Here is a 23740-nt window from a genome sequence, read left to right as displayed (position 1 = left end):
AAGGCAGGCATGCCTGCCTTACTACGTGGCTTTTACTGCTTCCGCCTGTGGCCGCCTAACTGGGAAAAACCGCTCGAGGTGGTTTTTACATCTGTTTCCTGGCGTCTTGCAGGCACATCATCGTTATTTTTGGTCTCATTAAGCGACGGCAAGCAACCATATGGGCTTTCCTTTTCTGAAGATGTCTGTGATTGGAATAAAGGAAAAACAGAACCTAAAGATGGAAGGGCGCCGTAAATCGCTTGGTTATCGGATTTAATTTCATCGCTTTTTCTGATCTCTTTTAACACCGGCAAATAATCATAGGGCGAGCTTTTATCCGCTTCCTTTTCCGAAGATGGCGGTTGAGATAAAGAAGAAGCATTTAAATGAGCAAAAGCGTCATCAGCAGCTTGCCAATTCGTGGTTGCTTTTACAGGAATGACATCATACGGCGAACTTTCCTTTACTGCTTTTTTTCCTGAAACAGTCTGTTGCCGGGAAGGAAGCAAAGCAGGTTTAAACAAGGGAATAGCGCCATAGACCACTGGCTGCTGAGCTTTTTTATCTTCTTTAGCATGTCCGGCATCGCTTGATATCGGGATCGTACCGTAGTGCGTACTTTTTTTCGCTTCCTCTTTTGCAGAGTGGTATTGCTGCTCGGCAGAAACAGGAGCAAATGAATTAGCGGATCTGTCAGGAATGACATCATATGGCTTGTGCTTGCTCTCTTCAATTGTCCGCTTTTCTTTTAGCTGTTTCAATTTTATCCTGGCCAGTGTTTCTTCTTTTTCCTGAAACGTTCTTCTCTGGACTATTTCATTTCTCAGCTTTTTGGCTTCTTCTTCGAGTTGGGCAGCCATCTTTTCATGCACAGAGATCAGAGGGTTCGCCTGTTTGGCGCTGTCTATCTCATCTTTTCTTATACGCCCTTTGAGCAAATTTTTAACTTTTTCTTTTTGTTCGCGCGCCTGGGCCTCGAGCAAAAGCGCTTTTTTTTCTAATTCTTCTAGTGTCTCATTTTTTCTTTGCATGGTTTTTTTCCTCGTTTATCTTATATAATCGCTCTGTACACGACAAAATAGAAAATTTTATAGACTTAAATCGCAACTATAATCACTTATTAATCATATCTCCATACAAACATTGTAAAACGGTGATCGCTGCCACCCCTGCTGTTTCTGTTCGCAAAATGCGTGGACCCAGGTTTAATGAAGTGAAACCATATTGCTCGGCTCTCTCCACCTCACGGTCGCTCAAGCCGCCTTCAGGGCCAATTAGAAGAATGATTGAGGCAGGGGTCGAAAGAGTTGCGATTGAAAGCCTGGACGAAACATGCGGCGACAGAACAAAACATTGGTCAGCCTTCGCTTCAGGCAGCCATGCGTCAAAAGAAACTGGCGCCATGATATCAGGGAGGCGATTACGGCCGCATTGCTCACATGCGCTAATCACGACAGACTGCCAGTGTGCAAGACGCTTCGCTTCACGAGCAGCATCCAGCCGTACATTGCAGCGCTCAGTAACAAGGGGGATGATCTTTTTTATCCCCAGTTCCACTGATTTCTGCACAATAAAATCCATTTTTTCACCGCGCGCGATACCTTGCGCCAGATAAATATTGACGGGTGATTCTGCCTCTTTGGGGGCAAAATCGATAAGCTCGACATCCACCGATTTTCTGTCTATATGCGAAATCACACCGGCGTACTCACCCCCTTCGCCATTAAACAGGATAATATTGTCACCGACTTTTGCACGCAGCACGCGTCCTACATGATGGCTGGCCTGCTCATTCAGTCGAACCCATGTTCCTTTTGCCAGTGGGATTGCCTGATAAATACGGGTAACGGACGTCACTTCGGCTTACTTCCCTTCTTTCTCAAAAAGCACATAATCCTGCACCGGCCTGCCGTTAATGAGATGTTCTTGAATGATGCGTTCAAGCACGGCCGGCGTACAGGAGTGGTACCAGACGCCCTCCGGATAGACCACGGCAATCGGGCCTTGCTGACAGACCCGCAGGCAATTGACCTTGGATCGGTAAATGCCGCCCTGTTTGGTCAATTGCAATTCTTTAAGACGGTTTTTAAGGTATTCCCAGGAGGCAAGTCCGGCAGATTTGTCGCAACACTTTGGCACAGTTTGGTCACAGCATAAAAAAATATGTCTTTTAATGTCTGCCAAATGCAGTGAATTAATCCGTTGTTTTAATAACTCATTCATTGACGTGCTGGCCTTATGATTCAGAATTGAATATTATACCGCCCTGATCTTGATATGAGCAGTGGTATCGATTATGCCCAAGCTTTACATCCAAACACATGGCTGTCAAATGAACGAATATGATTCCAGCAAGATGGCGGAAGTGCTGCTTTCCTCCCATCAACTGGAAAAAACAGAACGCCCAGAAGAGGCGGATGTATTGCTGCTCAATACCTGTTCCATTCGTGAAAAAGCCCAGGAAAAAGTCTTTTCCGAGTTAGGCCGCTGGCGTGCGCTCAAGCAGAAAAAACCGCATCTGATTATTGGGGTGGGAGGCTGCGTCGCGAGCCAGGAAGGCGAAGCCATTCTGAAACGGGCGCCTTATGTAGACCTGATTTTTGGCCCCCAAACCATTCACCGCCTCGGTGAAATGCTGGCAGAGCGCGAAACCCGGCAACGACCCGTGGTCGACATCAGTTTTCCTGAAATTGAAAAATTTGACCGCCTGCCAGAACCGCGCGCGGAAGGCCCCACCGCCTTTGTTACGATCATGGAAGGCTGCAGCAAGTATTGCAGTTTCTGTGTCGTGCCCTATACACGGGGCGAAGAAATTAGCCGCCCACTCGATGATGTGCTGGCGGAAATTGTCAGCCTGACAGAGCAAGGCGTCAAGGAAGTGAATCTGCTCGGGCAAAATGTAAATGATTACCGCGGGCCTACCCACGAAGGCGGGATTGCGGATCTCGCCGAGCTGATTGAATATGTTGCCGCCATTGAAGGCATTGAGCGGATCCGGTTCACCACTTCTCACCCTGTTGCGTTTTCCAATCGCCTTATTCAGGCATTTGCCGATGTCCCCCAACTTGTCAACCATCTGCATCTGCCAGTGCAAAGCGGCTCGGATCGCATTCTCGCCGCCATGAAGCGGGGTTATACCGCGCTCGAGTACAAAGCCAAGATGCGCCGCTTGCGCAAGGTAAGACCGGATATCAGCCTCTCTTCGGACTTTATTATTGGCTTCCCAGGTGAAACCGATGCTGATTTTGAAGATACCATGAACCTCATTCATGACATGGAATTTGATCTCTCCTACAGCTTCATCTATAGCCCCCGTCCTGGTACACCCGCGGCCCAGCTGCCGGACGATGTCCCGATGGAAGTAAAAAAACAGCGTCTCGCGATCTTGCAGGAGCGTATTAACTTAAATGCAAGACGCATCAGTGAAGCAATGATCGGAACCACCCAGAAAGTCCTGGTCACCGGACCCGCTGTTAAAAACCCGGCCCAATTATCTGGACGGACGGAAAATAACCGCGTTGTTAACTTTATCGGTCAACCGGGCCTCATAGGCCAACTGGCCTCAGTGAAAATCACTGAAGCGCTGCCCAATTCCTTAAGAGGCGAATTGATTGAATAAGTAACAAATTTATTTTTTCCGCTATCCTGGCGATTGGATTTAAGAAAGCCTCCCGCGCCGGCACTTTCTGCCTAATTATTTGCCCCCTAAAAAAATAAATAAAATACTGGAAATACAGGGGGGATTTTCGGCTATAATTAATTTAAGACAGTAACGAAGAGGCACCAAATTAACGTTGAATACGCTCCTCTACTCAGAAATCCTAACCTTAGCTCCTGAAGATAATCATCGGCTGTTTAATCTCTGCGGCAAATTAAATGAACACCTTAAACTCATCGAAAACCGTCTTGGCGTCATGATCAAGCAACGGGGACATACCTTTTCGGTAAGCGGTGAGCGTCACGCAGTCAAGCAGGCCTGTGATACCCTAAACAACCTTTATGAGGAGACCGAGAAAGTGAGCATACTCGAGCCTAAAGAAATCCATCTTTATCTCCAAACGGTAGGTAAAAGGGTTGAGAGCGGCCACCAGGAAGACCACATGGAAATTCGTTTACGAAAAGGCGTCATTACCGCTCGCGGTGAAAACCAGGTGCATTATATTCGCAGCATTCTGCAGCATGACATCAACTTTGGGATTGGGCCTGCAGGGACCGGCAAAACTTATTTGGCAGTAGCCTGCGCAGTCCAGGCGCTTGAGACTGAGCGGGTAAGCCGCATCATTCTGGTCAGACCCATCGTGGAAGCCGGCGAAAAGCTGGGGTTTCTGCCGGGCGATATCGCCCAAAAGGTACACCCTTATCTGAGACCATTATACGATGCGCTCTATGAAATGATCGGATTTGAAAAAGTTACACAGTTAATCGAAAAAGATGTCATCGAACTGCTCCCGCTTGCTTATATGCGCGGGCGTTCGCTCAATGATTCTTTCATCATCCTCGATGAAGGACAAAATACCACCATAGAACAGATGAAAATGTTCCTCACCCGTATCGGCTTCAATTCTAAAGCTGTCGTGACAGGCGATATCACCCAGATTGACTTGAATAATCGACGTGATTCGGGCCTGATTCACGCAAGAGAAGTGCTTAAGGACGTATCCGGTATCGGCTTCACCCAGTTCCAGATTTCGGATGTGGTTCGCCATCCGCTGGTTCAGACCATTGTCGAAGCCTATGAGGACCATGAAAATAAAAAACAAAATCAGAAATAAAATTTAATATTAATTAACTATGCATCATATTCATATTCAGTACGCCGCAGATAAGGCGCTTGCGCCGAAGTCTGCCTTATTACGGCGCTGGGCTAAAGCGGCATTAATCAGCAATAAAGCCAAACCAGCCGAAGTCACTATTCGCATTGTCGATACGGATGAAATGACAAATCTGAATGACACCTACAGAGGTAAACCAAAGTCCACGAATGTGCTTTCTTTCCCCCTGTCCGTTCCTGAAGACATTCAGCATGATGTACCCATTCTTGGCGATATCGTTATCTGTGCGCCTTACGTTAATCACGAAGCGCAGGAACAGGGGAAATTGCAGGATGCGCACTGGGCGCACATGGTCGTTCACGGTATTTTTCATCTGCTAGGTTATGATCATGAAACAGATCAAGAGGCAAAAACCATGGAATCCCTTGAAATCGCCGTGATGCATACTTTAGGTTTTACAAATCCTTACGAAACTGGAGAGAATATAAATCACCATGACTGATGACCCCGATAGAGAAACATATTCAACCAAATCCCGCACTTGGCTGGAACGACTGTCTGCGCTGCTCGCGCATGAACCCAAAGATAAAGAAGAACTGATGGAGGTACTCCGACACGCGGAAGACCGCCACTTACTGAGTGGTGAAATGCTCGGCATGATGGAGCGCATCATTCAAGTCTCAGAAATGCAAGTGCGTGAAGTCATGGTGCCCAAGGCCCAAATGGTAGCGGTACAAAAAAACAGCCCGCTCACTGATATTCTGCCCATGGTGATTGAATCCGGCCATTCCCGTTTTCCTGTTTTCGACCCAGCTGGCAAAGATGTTATCGGCATGCTGCTTGCCAAAGATCTTTTGAAATACTGCTTTCAAAAAAATATTGACCAATTCAAAATGACTGACATGATCCGACCTGCCATATTCACGCCCCAAAGCAAACGGCTTGATATTTTGCTGCGGGAATTTCGCGTGAACCGCAATCATATCGCGATTGTGCTCGACGAATACGGCCATGTTGCAGGACTCGTTACGATTGAAGACGTGCTTGAGCAGATTGTAGGTGAAATTGAAGACGAATATGATATTGACGAAGAAGACGGCCACATCAAAAAACTGGACGAAGAAACCTATATCGTGAAAGCGTCGACACTGATTGAAGAATTTAATGAATATTTTCGCGCTGAATTTAGTAATGAAGAATTCGACACCATCGGCGGCATTGTTCTGCAAGGCTTTGGCCACTTGCCCAAACGCGGAGAAAACCTAAAACTTGACCGCTTTCGTTTCAAGGTGCTGCATAGCGATCATCGGCGTATTTATTTGCTGGAAGTAAAGGTGGTGAAAAGTAGGAAAAAAAATAGTGAGCTTTGATTTATCCTAGCTTCGAATGAATAAGCCTGCTGCATAGGGAAAAAAGTTGATATACCGATAAATGCTTCATTACCAGCTCAAGCATTTAATTAATCTAAATAATGACTTTTATTTATGCTGGGATAGTTAATATGATTGTTTTATTTTTAACTGCAAAATTGCTCTATCGATGTTGAGCCCATTCATCAACTCAAGTAAATCATTTCCCAACGCAGCTTGTTGTCCTGATCGAAAGGTATCATTCTGCAAAAAAGCTGTTTTGCCAAATCCACGTAAATACGGAACAATTACACGACATCCGTTATTTACTAATTGCGGCACAACACCATCCCATGCTCTTACATCATCCGGAAATCCATGCAATAAAATCACAGGAATGGCATTTGATTCACCACTCTCTTCATAGCAAATGCTTAGCATCGAGGTTTTTACATATTTAATTTTAGTTTCTATCACGACACTACCTTGATCTTATATTCCGTTATTTATCTTGATGAGTGGCTTGAAGATAATCGCATTAAGCACTGCAGACAAGCCATGTAATTTGATTTTATTAAACGTCCCGGAGAGGATTCGAACCTCCGACCTGCCCCTTAGGAGGGGGCTGCGCTATCCAGCTGTGCCACCGGGACAGAAGATGGTTAATCTGATATGCCGAGGGCCGGAATCGAACCGGCACGAGGTCACCCTCATCGGTTTTTGAGACCGACGCGTCTACCAGTTCCGCCACCCCGGCATATTGACCGGGCAAGTATAGCAGGCTGACAATGCAGGTCAATGCTGTCCCGTAAGAGGCCTCAGGAGCTGCTGGTTCTCCTATGGGTTAATAGGAGGTTCCTTTTTTCATCCCCGCACTCCCAATATCCCTTTACCCTTCTTTTTTTGGCTTCGCTCAAGAATCGGGAATATGAACGCTGCTTGACATTCTCTCTCGCCTGATTCTGGTCATCTTCCCGTATATCTTTTAATAATGATCGTCGCGCCCAGGAAGCTCTCATAAAAAAGCCATTGGAAAAAAATGCATATTTTTGCGGATAAGGTTCATGTGACGGTGCGCCCAAGGTCCCGGCATAATAGTCTATTTTGACAGGATCGGCACAAAGCAGGCGATCACGAAATAATTCGGCAATCTGTTTTGCATTTCCGACCGTATTACAGAAATAAAGTTTGACCCTTAAAATACTCGGCAGATAATAAAGAAAGTCCTGGTTAAACCGATCGGCAACTTCTTCAATAGATAGTATTGTCTCTGCCTCACAGCTCGTTCTATGACTTACAATATGGGCTGGATATCTCTCCGGGGAAGCGACACCGTGCCCCAAGATATAGACAGAAAATTTTCCTGGTATGAACCGCTTTTCGCTTGAACCAAACTGGATAATTGAATATTTTTTTCTATTTTTTAGCTTTTCAGCCCAGTGCTTGGCTGGTTCAAGAAGATCGTTTTCTTCCTTAAAAGGAATGTATAAAATACTCTGATCTGTTTTCATCTCACTCCGTCGCTTTTAGGTTTTATTTTTAAAAGATTTTAATATATTCAGATTTTCAATAAAAGATAAAAACTTATCCATTTTAGGTAAATTGATATACAATCAATCAGTTACATGGCATTTGCAAGCAACATTCGTCATCCAAGGGTATAATGTGATTATCTTCATTAAATCAAAGACACAGCATGCGCAAAGGAATAGGGCTAGCAAGCTTACTTGTCTTACTTTTCTCGTCGGTAGTTTTCGCCGCGGAAAAAGCCATCGTATTAGACATTAATGGCGCCATTGGACCCGCCACACAGGATTACGTTAAGCGCGGCATTCTCTTTGCCCAAAAAGAACGCGCCGCTGTAGTTATTATTCAGTTAAACACCCCTGGCGGGCTTGAAACCTCCATGCGGGGTATCAATGAAGCCATCATTACCTCACCTGTTCCAGTCATTACCTACGTCGCCCCCTCGGGCGCGCGGGCGGCGAGCGCGGGTACTTTTATTCTTTATGCCAGCCATTTAAGCGCCATGTCGCCAGGCACAAATGTAGGCGCCGCTTCGCCTGTCCATCTGATGCAAGAGCCTGAAAAAGGGGATTCAAAAACATTAAGCACCGCCCAGCAAAAAGCCGTCAATGACGCTGCCGCCTACATCCGCAGCCTCGCAGAGCTACGCGGCAGAAACGCCGACTGGGCAGATAAAGCAGTGCGGCAGGGCGCGAGTTTATCTGCGCATGAAGCAAAGCGGATGAAAGTCATTGACGAAATTGCCGATGATTACCCGCAATTAATGCAAAAACTGGATGGACGGAAAGCGCTTGTGCAGGGTGTTTCTGAAACAGTCAAAACAAAAGATCTGCAGCTTGAAAAAATGCCCACAGATTGGCGTTATGAATTCCTCTCTTTCATCACCAATCCCAATATCGCCTACATCCTCATGCTGATTGCCATTTACGGTATCTTTTTTGAATTATCCAATCCCGGCTTGGTCCTGCCTGGGGTAGCGGGTGTCATTTCCCTGTTACTTGTCCTGTACGCATTTCAATTAATGCCCATTAATTATGTGGGCTTGACGCTCGTCCTTCTTGGTATCATGTTTATGATCTTGGAAGTCTACGTTTCAAGTTTTGGCGCACTCGGCATCGGCGGCGTCATCGCATTTATTATAGGATCAGTCATGCTATTTGACGTGAATAATCCCTATTATCGTCTGACGTGGGTGCTCATCCTCAGCATGAGCATCATCACCATCGCTTTCTTTTTTATTGTGATCAGCCTCGCCATCAAGTCCCATAAAAAAGCGATTGTCTCGGGTCAGGAAGGATTGATTGGTGCTGAAGGCACTGTGTTAAGCGTGATGAACGAACAGGTTGTCGTACGCCTGCTGGGTGAAATCTGGGAAGCAAAATCACCCGTCATGCTTGAGGCTGGGCAGAAAGTAAAGGTAACGGATATAAAGGGATTGACCTTAGTCGTCATACCGACCGAGGGTAAAGAGAAAAAATCAGGAGAATAACCATGTACATAGCTTATCTTGTTGTCGCGCTCATTGTTCTTATTTTTCTCTTCAATTTTTTTCATATTTTACGCGAATATGAGCGTGCCGTCGTATTTACACTCGGCCGGTTCTGGCGTGTAAAAGGCCCCGGATTAATCATTGTCGTACCGATCATTCAACAATATGTGCGTGTTGAGCTGCGCACAGTCGTGATGGATATTCCGCCACAGGATGTCATTTCACGCGATAATGTTTCGGTACGCGTAAATGCCGTTGTCTACTTCCGTGTCATTGATCCGCAACGCGCCATCATTCAAGTGGAAGATTATCAAACCGCCGTAAGTCAGCTTGCTCAAACCACGCTTCGTTCTGTGCTTGGACAGCATGAACTGGATGAAATGCTGGCTGAGCGCAATAAACTGAACGCACATATTCAGCAAATTCTGGATGAACACACGGATGCCTGGGGAATTAAAATCGGCATGGTAGAAATCAAGCATATTGATTTGAATGAAAGCATGATTCGCGCGATTGCCCGACAGGCCGAAGCTGAACGTGAACGCCGCGCAAAAGTCATTCATGCGGATGGCGAATTGCAAGCTTCCAAAAAATTGCTGGAAGCAGCGCAAATATTATCGCAGCAACCGCAAGCGCTACAGCTGCGTTATTTGCAAACGCTGTCGAATATTGCTGAAGAAAAGAATTCCACTATTGTGTTTCCGCTACCTATAGAAATTTTGCAAGCGTTTTCTAAAAATAAATAACAACCCCATGCTAGATCCCGTGGACAAGCAGCGAAACAACGGTGCATCTAATCTAGTTCACCGGACAGTAGTGGAGCGAAGCGAAGGATCTCCTTTTGTACATCGAGAGATCCTTCGAGCAAAAAAACGCTCTCAGGATGACAGCATTATATCGCTTTCCTTCGACGCGAACGCAATGACAGATGCAGTTTCATCAACAAATGGCCTAACCCCTACAGCAATGACATGGAGGGAATTAGCAATGACGCTAGAGAGTGATCAACCAAACAGAATGTAAATGAAATTGATCCGCTAGGCAAAATCCAGCAGCAAAGGTGCATGATCAGAAACTTCATCCTTCAAAACTTCGAATCGGTTAATTGTGATCTCAGGCGAAGTCAAAATATAATCTGCAAATTTTTCTTCTTTGGTATAAAAGCGCGTACGCGTAGAAGTAACGTTATAAGCCTTAATCAGATTATGCATTCCCTGCTCGAGGATTTTCATACTCTCCACATCCGGCCGCAAATTAAAATCACCGCATAAAATTTTAGGCGATTTGATGGTATCCATAAAATTTCGGATCCGCTGGGACTGAGCAATTCGTTCAGGACTGTCTGCCTTGCCTTTACCATTCCAAAGTCCATGTACATTTAATACTGAGAAAACTTTCTGGTCTATAGCACATTCCAGCCACTGCAAATTTCTGCCGTGCGTCGGTCCGCGACCAGAGTAAGATGGATTATCGTGAATAGTAATTTCACCCTCGCTTAACACTTTTATGTCTTGCCGCACAAAAGCACTGATGCCGTAAATATCATTCACCACCGGCCTGAAATAACCATGATGACCCGGAAGCAGTTCCTGCAGTTCCGAAAAAACATTGAGACTTACCGGACGGTCTTCCGTTGATATCTTGTCCGGTGCATTGTGATACACTTCCTGGAAACAGAAGATATCAATCATCTGGTTGGATTTGATAAAGTTTAAAAGCGGTTCGCGTATATGGCCGCCCCAAATATTGAGGGTAATCAGTTTCACTGTTTTTCTCCCTTGTAACCAATGTCAAACCACTTCTACAGGGTCCACGTCCAACACCCATTTGACAGAATGGCCTGGCGATAATTTCTCAATGTGCTGCAGCACATTTTTTAGTAAATGCTGCAACGTGCCGCGCCGGTCTGCCTTGACCAGTAAATGCTGGCAGTATACTCCTTTACGTTTTGCGATCAAAGCAGGTACGGGGCCTAATAAGGTCACGGCGCCTGCAGAAGCAGTGCATATTTCTTTTATCGCAGAGAGAAAATGCGCGGCATGTTGTTCTGCATAACTTTCCGCGCGAAATACGGCAAAATGCGAAAACGGCGGCAATACCGCCTGTTCTCTTTCCATGAGCAAGGTTGCGGCAAAATGACTGTAACCATGTTGTATTAATGTTTGCAACAAAGGATGCTCAGGATGCCGTGTCTGGATCAATACTGTGCCGGGTTTTTCCGCGCGCCCGGCGCGCCCCGCCACTTGCAATAACAATTGCCCCATTTGCTCAGCCGCGCGAAAGTCCACGCTGAATAATCCGCTGTCAGCATCTACCACGCCAACGAGCGTCACGTGCGGAAAATGATGGCCTTTCGCGAGCATTTGCGTGCCTAATAAAATGGCGCTGTTATTTTCGTTAATTTGTTCCAATAAATTTTGCATGGCACCTTTGCGTCGCGTGTTATCACGGTCGACACGAATGATAGGCACGTCGGGAAAATATTTTTGCAATGCATCTTCAAGCCGCTGTGTGCCTATTCCGACCGGCTGCAGCGCCGCCTCGCCACACTCACCGCAGCGCGCAGGGATTTCGCGCCGCGCATCACAGTGATGACATTGCAAACGCGGCGGCGTACGATGATAAACCATGCGTGTATCACAACGTTTACATGCTGCTATCCATGCGCATTGCGTGCAATATAAAACGGGCGCAAAGCCGCGCCTGTTCAGAAACAGCATGACCTGGTTGCCCTGTTGAAGATGTGACCGCATGCTTTCAAGCAAAACAGAAGACAAGCCTTCTTCCATCGGCAAATGACGCACGTCCAAAAGATGATATTGTGGCAATTGGGCCGTGCCCGCCCGCTCAGGCAGCGATAAATAAATATAACGCTCACGTTTCACATTGAGCAGCGACTCAAGCGAAGGCGTCGCCGATCCCAATACGACAGGTATTTGATTAATGCTTGCACGCATCACCGCAAGATCGCGTGCATGATAGCGAAATCGATCCTGCTGCTTGAACGACGTATCATGTTCTTCATCAACGATAATAAGCCCCAGCCGTTGAAACGGCGTAAAAACTGCCGAGCGTGTACCAATCACCACTTTGGCTTCACCCGAACGCGCCAACAGCCACGCCTGCAATCGTTCAGTTTCCGACAAACTGGAATGCAGCGCTATCACGGGGACCTGAAATCGTGCCTGAAATCGCGCAATGGTTTGCGGCGTTAAACTGATCTCGGGAACCAGTACTAAAACCTGTTTGTCTTTCGCAAGTATATCGGCGATAGCATGCAAATACACTTCCGTTTTCCCGCTCCCTGTCACTCCATCCAGCAGAAAAACACGAAACGCTTCGTTTGCATCGCCAATTTTGGTGATGGCTTCCTGTTGCGCCGGATTTAATTCGGGTGGATGCTCTCGCTCGCCTTCAATAGAGACTGGCTTTTTTTTGATCTCAGCAGGCTTACCTTTGCGCAACGCCACAGGCAGTGCACCGGCTAATACCTCGCCCAGAGCATAGTGATAATAGCTAGCGGACCATTGGCAAAGCTGGTAAATGTCTTCAGAAAAAATAGGTTCTTTATCGAGCAGCTCCAGAGCTGTTTTTAATTTTTCCAGAGGGACAGAGGTTTCCTTGACAACTTCGACCAGTATCCCTACCAGGGTGCGGGTCTGAAAGGGAACTCGCACCCGAATACCAGAAATTAATGATGTGGGATCAATAGGTTGGGGCGGCAAATAATCAAATAGTCGGCGTAAAGGCGTGGGGAGCGCAATGCGTAAGATCATATTTTGTGCTTGTACCATGATTTACTCTTTTAGCGAACAGCTTCTATTCCAGCTATAATAGAGAGTAAAGTAAAGTCAAAAAAGAGGAAAAGTCAAAATGCAACGAAATAATATTGATCTTGATAAAACACTAGAAATTATTTGGAAGCATATGGAAGAAAATGGCCTTGTTACGACCGAAATGAATGCCAGAAAAGATACAATTTTGGACAATGTAAAATTGAATATTCAAGATCAAGGCGTTGAACTCTCACCCCAAAATCTGCTTAACCCAAACGTGCAAAAACTACTAACAGGTGCAATTATTTCGGAAACATTAGGCATTAAACAAAATGTAAATAATTTCATAAAAGCAGCCGATCAAATTAAAGACGCCAGTGATGAACCCAATCCTGAAGTAGATAATAAATTGAAACCAGCATTTAAGTTATTACTGGCTTTAAATGCCTTTTTGGAAAAATACAAAAATGATAATGCGCCCAAACTCGAGCCTAAAGCCATGTTGAAGCGTTTCAAAGATGAATTTGAACTGGATAAGCAAATTGATCCGAAGGATACAAAGGAACTGAATAACGTGACCAATGAACTTGAAAAGCAATTATCTGAATCATTGCGCTATTTAAATGGCGGCGATGATCCACGTGTCGCTGGTGAAATACCCACTATCATTATAGGTCAAATAGTTGGAAATTTATTTGGTTTCACCAATCAAACAACAGCTAATCCGACTTCTGTTTCACGCATGGTGGACGCCATTACCTATAATGCCGGCAAAGAAGATCCTCTAGGTTTAGAGAAACTTGCCAAACTGGACACAATGATGCTGGGTGTCGCTAACGAAGCAAACACCGTAGCCAGCAGACCTTCTAATAAACTATATTAAAAACCCAAGGAATATCATGATAACCAAATTGAATTTAGCGAATCAGTCTACATTTGATCGTTTTTTGCAAGCATTTACTGAAATTCCTTTTAATAAAATGCTAGGGTTGAAATTGGAACACTTTGATACAGAATCTGTCACGATGCGTTTTAATATGAAAAATGAGCTTATTGGGAATTTTTTGCATGGCATTCTACACGGCGGCGTTATTTCCTCAGTGCTAGACATGGCTGGCGGTGTGATCGTCATGACTTCAGCCATTCACCGCCATCCTGAAGCAAGTGCCAACGAGCTGGCAGCCATTCTGGGCAAGACCAGCACTGTGGATTTACAAATCAGCTACTTACGTCCCGGGAAAGGTGAAACTTTTATTGCCAAAGCCTGGCTCACCAAAAGCGGCAATAAAATATCCTTTACCCGAATGGAGCTGCACAATCAAAATGATGAGCTGATTGCCACTGGCAATGGCACTTACCTGACGGGTTAATAATTATTTATTTCCGCAACAAACCTGCGCTAATAAACGGCAGCAAGAACGGATCCCGCGGACAAAGCCGCGGGATGCCGATGAGAAGACAAAAATCCGCACAGTAGAAACAATAGATAATGTGCGTCATTATATTCAAATATAATTAATACTTTTTATCCCTTCCCTCCCAGCGCTTTCCTCATTATTATATCGGCTCTTCCATATCAAGCATGGAACATAAAAAAAGGAGTTTCATAATGCATCAAGTCCTCGTTATCGGTGCTGGGAAAATTGGTTCGCTTATTACTTTTCTGCTGGCACATTCAAATAATTATTCCGTTTTTCTAGCTGACATTCAGGAAGACAATCCACTGGTACGAAAATTAGGCCAGCTGCCTAATTTCAACTATGTGAAACTGGATGCAAAAGATACCAACTCGATTGCTGAATTTTTGAAAAAAAATAAAATTGAAGCAATCATTTCATCGCTACCTTATTACTGCAATGTTCCCATCGCAACTGTTGCAGCAGCGTATCATGTGCATTATTTTGATCTGACAGAAGATGTCGAAACCACTAACGCAGTACAGGCGTTATCGCAAACAGCCAAAAGCACTTTTGTACCGCAATGCGGACTTGCACCTGGTTTTATCAGCATCATTGCCAATCATTTGATGAAGAATTTTCCGGAACTAGACACGGTTAAAATGCGCGTAGGCGCGTTGCCTATTAATATCAGCAATGCCCTGCAATATTCTTTAACGTGGTCTACCGATGGATTGATTAATGAATATGGCAACCTTTGCCATGCAGTGGAAAATGGCGAACAGGTAACGCTTTTGCCGCTCGAAGGCCTTGAAGCCATCAAAATTGACGGCTTAACTTACGAAGCATTCAACACATCCGGTGGTATTGGCAGCCTTGCCCAGAGTTATAACGGCAAGGTAAAACACCTGAGTTATAAAACCATCCGCTACCCGGGCCATTGTGAAAAAATAAAATTTTTGATGAACGACCTCAAGCTCAACGAAGACCGCGAAACACTGCGACGCGTTCTGGAGCATGCAATTCCCAAAACCTATCAGGATGTCGTGCTCGTCTACGTTTCAGTAACCGGCAACCAGGATGATCAATTCATCGAAGAAAATTATGTTAAAAAATTCTATCCTAAAAAAATCAATGGCCATCGTTGGTCCGCAATTCAGTTAACGACTGCATCCGGCATTTGCAGCGCAGTGGATCTCGTGTTGCATAATCCGGATAAATATAAAGGTTTTGTTCGCCAGGAACAGTTCGCGTTTGATGATCTGGTCAATAATCAATTCGGCGAATATTACAAATAAGGGGAAAATGTCATGGAATTATTACAATCACTTCATCTGGAAGCGAAAAATAGCGGCGCAAGCACTGGCCCGCACTGGTGGTCGCATGCAAAAGAGGCGGGTGAAATTATCTCTTATAATCCCACTAACGGCGAAGCCATTGCATCGATTTATAACGCTTCTGAAAAAGATTATGACCACGTAATCAAAGAAGCGCAAAAAGCCTTTTTATCATGGCGTGAAGTGCCTGCACCTAAACGTGGCGAAGTAATTCGCGCCATCGGCGATGAACTGCGCAAGTACAAAGATTTTCTCGGCAGCCTGGTGTCCCTTGAAATGGGTAAATCCAAGCAGGAAGGCGACGGTGAAGTGCAGGAAATGATTGATATGGCCGATCTTGCTGTCGGCCAATCACGCATGCTATATGGCAAAACCATGCATTCTGAGCGCCCGCATCATCGAATGTATGAACAATGGCATCCTCTTGGCGTCGTGAGCGTGATCAGTGCATTTAATTTTCCTGTTGCAGTGTGGTCGTGGAATGCATTTGTTGCAGCTATTTGCGGCAATACCGTTGTGTGGAAACCTTCGCCCAAAACCGCATTATGCGCTGTTGCGGTTCAGCATATTTGTAATCGTGTGTTAGATAAATTTGGCTATAGCGGTATTTTCTCATTGTTGGTCTCTGACAAAAATGAAATTGTCACTCACATGGCTAAAGACGAACGTATTCCACTGGTATCATTTACGGGTTCAACCACCGTGGGGCGTGCGATTTACACTACTGTCGCAGAACGCATGGGCAAAGTACTGCTCGAGTTAAGCGGTAACAATGCCATCATCGTTGATGAAAGCGCGAATCTGGAACTGGCTGTTCCCGCGATTGTCTTCGGCGCTGTAGGCACAGCAGGGCAACGCTGCACCACAACACGTCGCTTGTTTATTCATGAATCCCTTTATGACAAACTGGTAAACGCATTGGTCAATGCCTATAAAAAAGTCACGATTGGTGATCCGCTCGATCAAAAAAACCTGATGGGTCCGCTCATCGATCAGCATGCTGTTGATCAATATGTCAAAGCCATTGCCGACGCCAAACAACAGGGTGGTAAAATTTTATTTGGCGGCAATGCCATTAAACGCGAAGGTTTTTTTGTGGAGCCAACGCTTATTGAAGCGCAAAACGAATGGGATGTCGTCCAGCGTGAAACTTTTGGCCCGATCTTGTATGTCATGAAATTCAAGAAGTTGGATGACGTTATTGCACAGCATAATCACTCGCGATTTGGCCTTTCTTCCGCGATGTTCACGCAAAATCTGCAGCATGCCGAAGCTTTTCTTTCTGCGCGCGGCAGTGATTGCGGTATTGCCAATATCAATATCGGCACTTCCGGTGCGGAAATTGGCGGCGCATTTGGCGGCGAAAAAGACACTGGCGGTGGTCGCGAAGCTGGTTCAGATGCATGGAAAGCCTACATGCGGCGTCAAACCAACACCATCAACTGGAGCAAGGCTTTGCCGTTGGCGCAAGGCATCAAGTTTGTCATTTAATTTGCCTCTCTCATGACATCGGGCGCTTTGCGCCCGGTTCTGCTGCACCCATTCTGCTAACCCAGACGGTCAAAGAACATGACCCTTATTTGCCCTTCCCTTAAATTATCAATTTTTGTACAATCAGCCAAATAAAAATCAAAACGAGGCAAATTAGCATGCAAAATAGACTTCAAACCGTATCTGGTCAAGAAATGTATTCGCCAGAAACAGTATTTAACCAAATGTATGCGCTGGCAAAAAATCTAGACGAAAATGCGCTACGCGTTTTCCTTGCATTACAAAATTGCAGCATCAATATGCCCTGGAATTTGCATACTCCCGGCAGTCTCTTAGCTTTTGAGGGCCATCATGAAGCCGCCATTTTACTGGCAGACCGTTTTGGCGCAAACATCCACACTATTGTTTATGGGGCTGCATTAGGCCGACACGTAGCCCAGGTAGCCTACTGGCTTAAGCAGGGTGCCAGCAGAGGTCATGCGATTTGTGGTTTTATTCAAGCGGGCTTGCAAAAGGAAGCGGATGATTTGCTTGAAGCAGCGATTGCAGATGAAAAATATGATGTACTTTTACAAGCGGTTAAAGGTCATTCCTTTGCAGGTTCATTGGAAAATATACAACGCATATATAAAAGGGCAAAAAAACTGGACTGGGACAATAAAGAGCTGCTCCCCGACTATGCAGTCTGGGCAGCGGCTGTTCAAGGAAGAGCCGATCTCGTCAACGATCTCATTAACCCCATATTATGCAAGACAAGCTTAAAAGCGCGGAATTATGTTGTATCAGCTTATGCGCAAAGCGGCTTTCATGACTTGATAAACCCGATCATTGCAGATTTTGAAGGAAAAATTACCCCATTTTATCTTCCAGATATGGCTCTTGGTTATGCAATCAGCGGTAACAAGAAAAAAGTGGAAGAAGTACAGCTAGCCATAAAAGCAACTAGGTATTATGCCTCGTTTTTCATGGAAGTCCTGCGTGGATATGCTGCAGGATGCCATACCGTCTGGCTTGAGGATTTATTGAAACAGCATGATCACCATAAGGATCATATCTGTTACACTTTGGCAGAAAATAATCATTTTGCCCAGATGGAAAATATGCTGTCTCGCGGCGCTTCGATAGCCAAAGCGGCGCGTGGCCTTTTAAAAGGCAATGCGTTCATTAATCCAGCCATATCACTTCGTACACTGAGCTTTATTCAGAATAATGACTATCGCATTGCAATAGCGAAAGAAGTAGATAAGGCTGCAAAAAAAGCCGCGAGAAACTCAGGCAAAAAAATAGCATTTAATATATTGCCATTGCTTACACAAGCAAAAGTTATCCACCACCTTATGACGTATGAGCACTTAACCTATACGGAAAGTTTGCATCGCGCAGAGCTCAGCTCAAATCAAAGTAAAGCTATTGCGCAGCTGTCTATGCGAATATGGCTCTTGCAAGGCATTCAATTGGTTAAGTGCGGAAAATTGTCGCATGATTTATTTTTTATGATTACAAATTTAATGACCCCCCTCACACCTCAAGAAACCGGTGAACTTATAATTAAAGCGAATTTATACGTCAAAGCATTCACCAAACATAATCAATTAACCCTATTTAGCCAGAAGATCGCATCGTCTCCCATCCTTGAGATGAGTATTCATCCTGGAAAAGAAAAAGCAGACGGAAAGCAGTATGGTATCGGTCGATAAAAATTATTTATTTTTATCTAATAACGTATCTACAAATGTTTTCAACTTGCTGTAATGTGTTCCCTGCCAATATAACCGTAGGCAGGATTCACATTGAAAGAATTGGTCTTGCATTTCTTTTACGCCGGGCGGCACAGGTTGTATTATATTATTTTCTTGACTTAAAGGAATAATCTTCCCGTTACATTCCAGGCAGCGTGTAAAAGGTTTACACTGACGCACTAGATCAAATCGCCTTATAATTTCCACTACTTGCTTCTTGGGCTGTGTTTCACGTAGCCAATAACCATGGGTTACCTGTTTATTTTTGAGTATGCCAATATCACGCGTGAGAATGATGCGATGTTCACGCTGTGCCAGATCAACAATTTCACTGTCTTTGTAATGGGTATCATATAGCGTATCAAAACCCAACAAACGTAAATAACGCGCCAATTTTCCCAGATGAACGTCCAGGATGAAACAGGGCTTGCGCAAGGGGCCAGGATGAAGCCGGGTGATGGAGGTAATATCAAGTGATTCAAATACTGGGTAAACAGAAACATGGTCACCGTCCGACAATGGATAAGAAAAATCGACTGATTTTCCATTTACCAATATCAAGTCGATTTCCGCATGCGGAACGCCTAATGACTCAATCACATCTTTAATGGAGGCAGTTAACGGAAAAACATGCGGGAAGGATTTTTTGCGCTTTTCGGGCGGAAGAAAATCATTTAATTCTTCATAAAAACGAAAATGAGCGGTTCCTGAACGCATGCCGTCGCCTATGTGCTTTACAATGGCCTCTATTTATTATTCTAATATAGATTAATCATTCTTTTTGCAAGTGGAGAAGCAATAATGAAGGAAATTTTACAAGCGGTGCTTGCTCTACCTGACCTCCCGCCTAGTGATAATCAATTTCAATCGGCTTATTCAAGAATGAGCCAGCGAATCCTAGAATGGAATAAAACTATTGCCAAAACATGGTCTAAAATAACGCCCGACATACTTGGAAACGATGAGTTACTGGCATTAACTGTTGAACTTCTGCCCAATGACAGGAAACAGCTTAGTCAATTGAAAGCTCAATTGGAACGAGCAATGGATAGCGAATTAGCCGATGAAATTGGTTTTACTATTACTAATTTTTACTGTGCTGTTCTTTTCAAGCTTGAAGCCAAAAATGGAAAACCCGCCGCGGAAGAGAAAAAGCTTTATAATAATATTGCATTGACGATCAAAATCCTGAATGAGCAGGAGCAATTAATTACGCAATTAAAACAATTATTCGGCACTCATAAACGCTACCTGATGGGCTTAATCAAGGAAAAATGGAAATCCAACTATCAACTATCGTCAATTGATTTCCAAAATAAATATGCCGATATGAATGGCAACGCCGATATTGTTTTTATTTCAGATTTTCAAAAAAGTCTACCACCCTCTACAGGAAAAGAAGATGAAAAACTGGTTACCATGTTAGAAAAATTTATAATCATCAGCGACATTTACCACACGCTTGAAAAAGAAAACATGGATTATGCGCATAAGCTCGAAGAGTTTGGTGCAAAGCTTAGTCAACATATAAAACTTTTACAAACCAACACTGATGAAAAGGGGGCTAGCTTTTTAGAAACAATCTCTGTCCATTTTCCTTATGCTTCCCATCTCAAAGCTGCCAGGACTTATATTGGCTATGATCGATTTTCGTATTTTTTTACCTGGCAAACAAAAGAAGATAAATTCGCAAAAAACATCGCGGGGATAGCTGAAAAAATCGGTTATCAATCAACAGAACCAACAAACAAACCAAGATAAAAAATCAATCTAATCAATAGGATATAATTCTATAAGACTATCTTAAGATAAAATTTATATTATTAAAGAATACTAATATTATTCTAAGAGAGAGTGGCATGCCATTACAGCTATCTAATCAACAGCCAAAAACCCAAGACTTTGTTGATGCGCTTAGAAGAAACGATTTTCTTTCTTTTGCTGGATTCGCCAAATTTATTCATGATAAATACCAAGGTATTTATGGCGGAACTACCTTTATGGGAAACGACCAATTAAGCGACTTGATTGTATACGAATTTTGTCAAACTGACATCAACATGGAAGATGTTAAAAAAGCAACCTTTGTTCCCTTTCTTTTTCAAAATGTTGAAATCAGCGAGGCTCTTGGTAATCAAGGAATTAATGCTGGTGAGTTGGACTACCATATAACTAATTTTGCTGCAATTGCGCAACGCGTTCTTGCCTTTAAAAAGCTCGACAAGAAAGGCGAAATTCCTTCTCTAAAATTGGCTAATAAAAGCGATGTGGATTCATTTCATCAAAACATGAACGAAGTAACTAGAAAACTGATGGAAAATTCCAGATATACATCTCTGGAGTCGCAAATCGCATCACAATGTCTGTTTCAGGATGAAAAAGGAAGGTTAATTCAATCTTCTCAAAAATCAAAAACGGGAAGATATATACCTCTGTTTGAAATTAAAAAAGATGCTTTTGTTAATAATTATTGGCTTCCATTTTTGGCAAAAATAGCATTCAATGCTAATAGTAATACATTGGAGAAAATCGAATCATCTCTGGGTGAACCCACTAACAGAAATTTCAATAGAATTTTTCTTGAGTTAATTTTAAAAAATTTACATCTCTATCGACAACAGCAAATAAGCATGACTCACCATGCAGCTATAATATCGCGCTCGAAAGAAATTGAAGAAACAATAAAGTTGCCAACAACCTATCTTGAATACTTAGATATGAGAGAAACTTTGGGCAATGATCCAAGCTTCTCTGTGGAACATGCATTATCAGATGTATGGCAAAAACAACATAAATATTCTTGTACGAATCCAGACCCAACCTTGCTTGCTGACACAACACATGACATTACCAGGAAAGCAATCCTTAAGGCTCCTGCAAAAACAAAATTGCGTGATAAGGATATTTATTTAGAATTAGAAAAAACTGACCCTAAATTAAAAGCGCAATTGGATGCCGATTTTAATGACAAAATCCTACCGCGATTGAAAAATGAAGCAAAAGAATTGGCAACGAAACAAGCCACGCGGGAATTTGAAGCTGATATTAAAAAAACGGAAGCGGAAATTACAAGAAAACTTTTAACGAATTTAAAAAAATATATTGAGAATGCCAACTGGAAGACAAGTCTGTTTGGTACAGGTATTGGGGTTAAATTTCATTTAATCGGAGGAGTGAAAAAGAAAGTTCCCTCTCATATTGCTAAAATATACGATCTTTGTGATATCGCATTAAAAGCGGATAACAATGATCTGCTTAGCAAATATGAAGATATTGAAAGTATAGCTATTAAGGCTGGTAAAAGCTTATCTTTTTCCAGGTTTTTCAGAAATAAAAACACTCAGGAATTTTACGATTTGTTTAAAATTTCTCGCGAAGAAAGAAATAAATTAAGTCGATAGTAATCAACCCTGCATGCAGAGATACTTGATCTCCACATAAGGATCAATACCATATTTAGACCCTTCGCGCCCAATGCCGGACTGCTTGACGCCGCCAAAGGGCGCCACTTCTGTTGACACAATCCCCGCATTAATTCCAACCATGCCATATTCCAGCGCTTCCGCCACTCGCCAGATGCGGTCGATATGCTTGCTATAAAAATACGAGGCAAGACCAAATTCAGTATCGTTTGACAGCAGGATAGCTTCCTCTTCCGTATGAAAACGGAACAAAGGAGCAACAGGACCAAAGGTTTCTTCTTTTGCGAGACGCATGGAAGTATTTGCGCCGGTTAACACGGTGGGCTCAAAAAACAGGCCGCCGAGTGGATGCGGTTTGCCGCCGCACACAACTTGTGCACCTTTTGCGACTGCGTCATCAATATGTAATTTAACTTTTTCAAACGCAGACTCATTAATGAGTGGCCCCTGCTGAATACCTGGTTCAAGGCCATTGCCTACTTTCAACTGGCGGACGGCGTGCACTAATTTCTTGGCAAATTCAGCATACACGGAATCCTGCACCAATATGCGATTGGCACACACACACGTTTGGCCTGTGTTGCGAAATTTGGATGCGATTGCGCCTTCCACAGCCGCATCAAGATCAGCATCATCAAATACAATGAAAGGCGCATTGCCGCCCAATTCCAGTGTAATCTTCTTGATGGTAGGAGCGCATTGTTTCATCAACAACCGGCCCACTGCCGTAGATCCTGTAAACGAAAGTTTACGCACAAGCAGGTTGGCGGTAAATTCTGCGCCAATCAATTCCGGAATGCCGGTTATCACATTCAATACGCCAGCCGGTATGCCTGCCTGCTCAGCTAAAACAGCAAGCGCAAACGCGCTGTAAGGCGTTTCTTCATCCGGCTTTACCACCACGGTGCATCCCACGGCGAGCGCGGGCGCGATTTTTCGGGTAATCATGGCAGCAGGAAAGTTCCAAGGAGTAATGGCTGCAACCACACCTACAGGCTGCTTAATGACAACGAGATGCTGATTCCGTTTATTTGAGGGGATAACATCGCCATATACGCGGCGACCTTCTTCAGCAAACCATTTGATAAAACCATTCGCATAATCAATTTCGCCACGGGATTCTTCCAGCGGCTTGCCCTGCTCCTGCGTCATGATACGGGCAAGGTCTTCCTTATTTTGATCGATCAAATGTGCCCATGCCCACAGCAGGTCAGAGCGTTCCTTGGCAGACAAATTACGCCACGGATGCCACGCTGTATTCGCTGCCTCAATCGCACGCTGGGTTTCTTCTCGTCCACATTCAGGGATATGTCCTAGCACATCGCCATTAAAGGGATTTCTAACGGGAATCGTTCTGCCGGAATCCGACTGCATCCATTGACCGTTAATATAACAAGCTTCCTTAAACAGTCTGGCGTTATGTATTCCCTGCATGATGACTTCCTTTTTTTATTAAACC

General features: G+C 44.1%; 22 protein-coding genes and 2 tRNA genes. 13 read left to right on the top strand and 11 right to left on the bottom strand.

What is annotated here, in order from left to right; translation table 11 throughout:
• Nucleotides 1–32 precede the first annotated feature (32 nt).
• The 3 genes from AQUSIP_RS00665 to AQUSIP_RS00655 form a co-directional block, all read right to left on the bottom strand.
• Complete coding sequence (locus AQUSIP_RS00665; RefSeq protein WP_114835090.1) at nt 33–1013, bottom strand: hypothetical protein; 981 nt, start codon at nt 1011–1013, stop codon at nt 33–35.
• An 82-nt stretch (nt 1014–1095) separates the two neighbouring features.
• A complete protein-coding gene (locus AQUSIP_RS00660; RefSeq protein WP_114835091.1) occupies nt 1096–1839 on the bottom strand; it encodes a 16S rRNA (uracil(1498)-N(3))-methyltransferase in 744 nt (247 codons plus the stop codon).
• A gap of 6 nt (nt 1840–1845) precedes the next feature.
• Nucleotides 1846–2205 (bottom strand): (2Fe-2S) ferredoxin domain-containing protein, encoded by a 360-nt coding sequence (locus AQUSIP_RS00655; RefSeq protein ID WP_114835092.1) that lies wholly within the window; start codon nt 2203–2205, stop codon nt 1846–1848.
• 73 nt (nt 2206–2278) lie between these two features.
• Here AQUSIP_RS00655 and miaB point away from each other — a divergent pair, with 73 nt between their 5' ends.
• The 4 genes from miaB (at nt 2279) to AQUSIP_RS00635 (ending at nt 6124) form a co-directional block, all read left to right on the top strand.
• Nucleotides 2279–3601, top strand: a complete 1323-nt coding sequence (gene miaB / locus AQUSIP_RS00650) for a tRNA (N6-isopentenyl adenosine(37)-C2)-methylthiotransferase MiaB (RefSeq protein WP_197737801.1) — start codon at nt 2279–2281, stop codon at nt 3599–3601.
• Between the two features lie 175 nt (nt 3602–3776).
• Nucleotides 3777–4754 (top strand): PhoH family protein, encoded by a 978-nt coding sequence (locus AQUSIP_RS00645; RefSeq protein ID WP_232058606.1) that lies wholly within the window; start codon nt 3777–3779, stop codon nt 4752–4754.
• A gap of 19 nt (nt 4755–4773) precedes the next feature.
• Complete coding sequence (gene ybeY, locus AQUSIP_RS00640) at nt 4774–5256, top strand: rRNA maturation RNase YbeY (protein WP_114835093.1); 483 nt, start codon at nt 4774–4776, stop codon at nt 5254–5256.
• Complete coding sequence (locus tag AQUSIP_RS00635) at nt 5249–6124, top strand: HlyC/CorC family transporter (RefSeq protein ID WP_114835094.1); 876 nt, start codon at nt 5249–5251, stop codon at nt 6122–6124. Before ybeY ends, AQUSIP_RS00635 begins: the two co-directional genes overlap by 8 nt.
• Before the next feature lie 126 nt (nt 6125–6250).
• Here the strand turns inward: AQUSIP_RS00635 and AQUSIP_RS00630 are convergent, their stop codons facing one another.
• From AQUSIP_RS00630 to AQUSIP_RS00615, 4 genes are all read right to left on the bottom strand, one after another.
• The gene (locus AQUSIP_RS00630; RefSeq protein WP_197737800.1) at nt 6251–6580 is read right to left on the bottom strand and encodes an alpha/beta fold hydrolase; all 330 of its coding nucleotides are present in this window, start codon (nt 6578–6580) and stop codon (nt 6251–6253) included.
• Between the two features lie 102 nt (nt 6581–6682).
• Nucleotides 6683–6756, bottom strand: a tRNA-Arg gene (locus tag AQUSIP_RS00625).
• A gap of 20 nt (nt 6757–6776) precedes the next feature.
• A tRNA-Leu gene (locus AQUSIP_RS00620) sits at nt 6777–6860 on the bottom strand.
• Nucleotides 6861–6921: 61 nt separating this feature from the next.
• Nucleotides 6922–7614, bottom strand: coding sequence for a hypothetical protein (locus AQUSIP_RS00615; RefSeq protein ID WP_114835095.1), 693 nt, complete (start codon nt 7612–7614; stop codon nt 6922–6924).
• 185 nt (nt 7615–7799) lie between these two features.
• Between AQUSIP_RS00615 and AQUSIP_RS00610 the strand changes: the two genes are divergently transcribed.
• Both AQUSIP_RS00610 and AQUSIP_RS00605 read left to right on the top strand, forming a co-directional pair.
• Nucleotides 7800–9119, top strand: coding sequence for an NfeD family protein (locus AQUSIP_RS00610; RefSeq protein WP_114835096.1), 1320 nt, complete (start codon nt 7800–7802; stop codon nt 9117–9119).
• Nucleotides 9120–9121: 2 nt separating this feature from the next.
• The gene (locus tag AQUSIP_RS00605) at nt 9122–9865 is read left to right on the top strand and encodes a slipin family protein (protein ID WP_114835097.1); all 744 of its coding nucleotides are present in this window, start codon (nt 9122–9124) and stop codon (nt 9863–9865) included.
• Between the two features lie 291 nt (nt 9866–10156).
• Here the strand turns inward: AQUSIP_RS00605 and AQUSIP_RS00600 are convergent, their stop codons facing one another.
• Both AQUSIP_RS00600 and AQUSIP_RS00595 read right to left on the bottom strand, forming a co-directional pair.
• Complete coding sequence (locus AQUSIP_RS00600; RefSeq protein WP_114835098.1) at nt 10157–10885, bottom strand: endonuclease/exonuclease/phosphatase family protein; 729 nt, start codon at nt 10883–10885, stop codon at nt 10157–10159.
• A gap of 24 nt (nt 10886–10909) precedes the next feature.
• Nucleotides 10910–12913: a primosomal protein N' gene (locus AQUSIP_RS00595; protein ID WP_172621961.1), complete on the bottom strand. Its 2004-nt coding sequence runs from the start codon at nt 12911–12913 to the stop codon at nt 10910–10912.
• A gap of 79 nt (nt 12914–12992) precedes the next feature.
• Here AQUSIP_RS00595 and AQUSIP_RS00590 point away from each other — a divergent pair, with 79 nt between their 5' ends.
• The 5 genes from AQUSIP_RS00590 to AQUSIP_RS00570 all read left to right on the top strand — a co-directional run bounded on the left by AQUSIP_RS00590 (nt 12993) and on the right by AQUSIP_RS00570 (nt 18817).
• Nucleotides 12993–13778 carry a hypothetical protein gene (locus tag AQUSIP_RS00590; RefSeq protein WP_114835099.1) on the top strand — a complete coding sequence of 262 codons (786 nt, stop codon included), beginning with the start codon at nt 12993–12995 and terminating at the stop codon, nt 13776–13778.
• A gap of 16 nt (nt 13779–13794) precedes the next feature.
• Complete coding sequence (locus tag AQUSIP_RS00585) at nt 13795–14265, top strand: thioesterase family protein (protein ID WP_114835100.1); 471 nt, start codon at nt 13795–13797, stop codon at nt 14263–14265.
• A 239-nt stretch (nt 14266–14504) separates the two neighbouring features.
• Complete coding sequence (locus tag AQUSIP_RS00580; protein ID WP_114835101.1) at nt 14505–15590, top strand: saccharopine dehydrogenase family protein; 1086 nt, start codon at nt 14505–14507, stop codon at nt 15588–15590.
• Between the two features lie 12 nt (nt 15591–15602).
• Nucleotides 15603–17120 carry an L-piperidine-6-carboxylate dehydrogenase gene (amaB, locus tag AQUSIP_RS00575; protein ID WP_114835102.1) on the top strand — a complete coding sequence of 506 codons (1518 nt, stop codon included), beginning with the start codon at nt 15603–15605 and terminating at the stop codon, nt 17118–17120.
• A 158-nt stretch (nt 17121–17278) separates the two neighbouring features.
• Complete coding sequence (locus tag AQUSIP_RS00570) at nt 17279–18817, top strand: hypothetical protein (protein WP_114835103.1); 1539 nt, start codon at nt 17279–17281, stop codon at nt 18815–18817.
• A 3-nt stretch (nt 18818–18820) separates the two neighbouring features.
• On the opposite strand, the gene AQUSIP_RS00565 is transcribed toward AQUSIP_RS00570, so the two are convergent.
• Entirely contained in the window at nt 18821–19576 is a 756-nt protein-coding gene (locus AQUSIP_RS00565; RefSeq protein ID WP_114835104.1) for a Mut7-C RNAse domain-containing protein, read from the bottom strand.
• 84 nt (nt 19577–19660) lie between these two features.
• Between AQUSIP_RS00565 and AQUSIP_RS00560 the strand changes: the two genes are divergently transcribed.
• Both AQUSIP_RS00560 and AQUSIP_RS00555 read left to right on the top strand, forming a co-directional pair.
• Complete coding sequence (locus tag AQUSIP_RS00560; protein WP_114835105.1) at nt 19661–20620, top strand: hypothetical protein; 960 nt, start codon at nt 19661–19663, stop codon at nt 20618–20620.
• A gap of 98 nt (nt 20621–20718) precedes the next feature.
• Complete coding sequence (locus tag AQUSIP_RS00555; RefSeq protein WP_114835106.1) at nt 20719–22260, top strand: hypothetical protein; 1542 nt, start codon at nt 20719–20721, stop codon at nt 22258–22260.
• A 3-nt stretch (nt 22261–22263) separates the two neighbouring features.
• Here AQUSIP_RS00555 and AQUSIP_RS00550 read toward each other — a convergent pair whose 3' ends face one another.
• Nucleotides 22264–23715 carry an NAD-dependent succinate-semialdehyde dehydrogenase gene (locus AQUSIP_RS00550; protein WP_114835107.1) on the bottom strand — a complete coding sequence of 484 codons (1452 nt, stop codon included), beginning with the start codon at nt 23713–23715 and terminating at the stop codon, nt 22264–22266.
• Nucleotides 23716–23740 lie beyond the last annotated feature (25 nt).

The organism is Aquicella lusitana, from assembly GCF_902459475.1.
Classification (GTDB): domain Bacteria; phylum Pseudomonadota; class Gammaproteobacteria; order DSM-16500; family DSM-16500; genus Aquicella; species Aquicella lusitana.
Note: the sequence above shows the minus strand (reverse complement) of the source record. Positions and strands in the feature narration are given on the sequence as shown.

What these genes read in the sequence shown, in the direction of transcription:
- AQUSIP_RS00665 (WP_114835090.1), bottom strand. Translation starts at nt 1,013, where the DNA reads ATGCAAAGAAAAAATGAGACACTAGAAGAATTAGAAAAAAAAGCGCTT.
- AQUSIP_RS00655 (WP_114835092.1), bottom strand. Translation starts at nt 2,205, where the DNA reads ATGAATGAGTTATTAAAACAACGGATTAATTCACTGCATTTGGCAGAC.
- miaB (WP_197737801.1), top strand. Translation starts at nt 2,279, where the DNA reads ATGCCCAAGCTTTACATCCAAACACATGGCTGTCAAATGAACGAATAT.
- ybeY (WP_114835093.1), top strand. Translation starts at nt 4,774, where the DNA reads ATGCATCATATTCATATTCAGTACGCCGCAGATAAGGCGCTTGCGCCG.
- AQUSIP_RS00635 (WP_114835094.1), top strand. Translation starts at nt 5,249, where the DNA reads ATGACTGATGACCCCGATAGAGAAACATATTCAACCAAATCCCGCACT.
- AQUSIP_RS00615 (WP_114835095.1), bottom strand. Translation starts at nt 7,614, where the DNA reads ATGAAAACAGATCAGAGTATTTTATACATTCCTTTTAAGGAAGAAAAC.
- AQUSIP_RS00610 (WP_114835096.1), top strand. Translation starts at nt 7,800, where the DNA reads ATGCGCAAAGGAATAGGGCTAGCAAGCTTACTTGTCTTACTTTTCTCG.
- AQUSIP_RS00605 (WP_114835097.1), top strand. Translation starts at nt 9,122, where the DNA reads ATGTACATAGCTTATCTTGTTGTCGCGCTCATTGTTCTTATTTTTCTC.
- AQUSIP_RS00595 (WP_172621961.1), bottom strand. Translation starts at nt 12,913, where the DNA reads ATGGTACAAGCACAAAATATGATCTTACGCATTGCGCTCCCCACGCCT.
- AQUSIP_RS00590 (WP_114835099.1), top strand. Translation starts at nt 12,993, where the DNA reads ATGCAACGAAATAATATTGATCTTGATAAAACACTAGAAATTATTTGG.
- AQUSIP_RS00585 (WP_114835100.1), top strand. Translation starts at nt 13,795, where the DNA reads ATGATAACCAAATTGAATTTAGCGAATCAGTCTACATTTGATCGTTTT.
- AQUSIP_RS00580 (WP_114835101.1), top strand. Translation starts at nt 14,505, where the DNA reads ATGCATCAAGTCCTCGTTATCGGTGCTGGGAAAATTGGTTCGCTTATT.
- amaB (WP_114835102.1), top strand. Translation starts at nt 15,603, where the DNA reads ATGGAATTATTACAATCACTTCATCTGGAAGCGAAAAATAGCGGCGCA.
- AQUSIP_RS00570 (WP_114835103.1), top strand. Translation starts at nt 17,279, where the DNA reads ATGCAAAATAGACTTCAAACCGTATCTGGTCAAGAAATGTATTCGCCA.
- AQUSIP_RS00565 (WP_114835104.1), bottom strand. Translation starts at nt 19,576, where the DNA reads ATGCGTTCAGGAACCGCTCATTTTCGTTTTTATGAAGAATTAAATGAT.
- AQUSIP_RS00560 (WP_114835105.1), top strand. Translation starts at nt 19,661, where the DNA reads ATGAAGGAAATTTTACAAGCGGTGCTTGCTCTACCTGACCTCCCGCCT.
- AQUSIP_RS00555 (WP_114835106.1), top strand. Translation starts at nt 20,719, where the DNA reads ATGCCATTACAGCTATCTAATCAACAGCCAAAAACCCAAGACTTTGTT.
- AQUSIP_RS00550 (WP_114835107.1), bottom strand. Translation starts at nt 23,715, where the DNA reads ATGCAGGGAATACATAACGCCAGACTGTTTAAGGAAGCTTGTTATATT.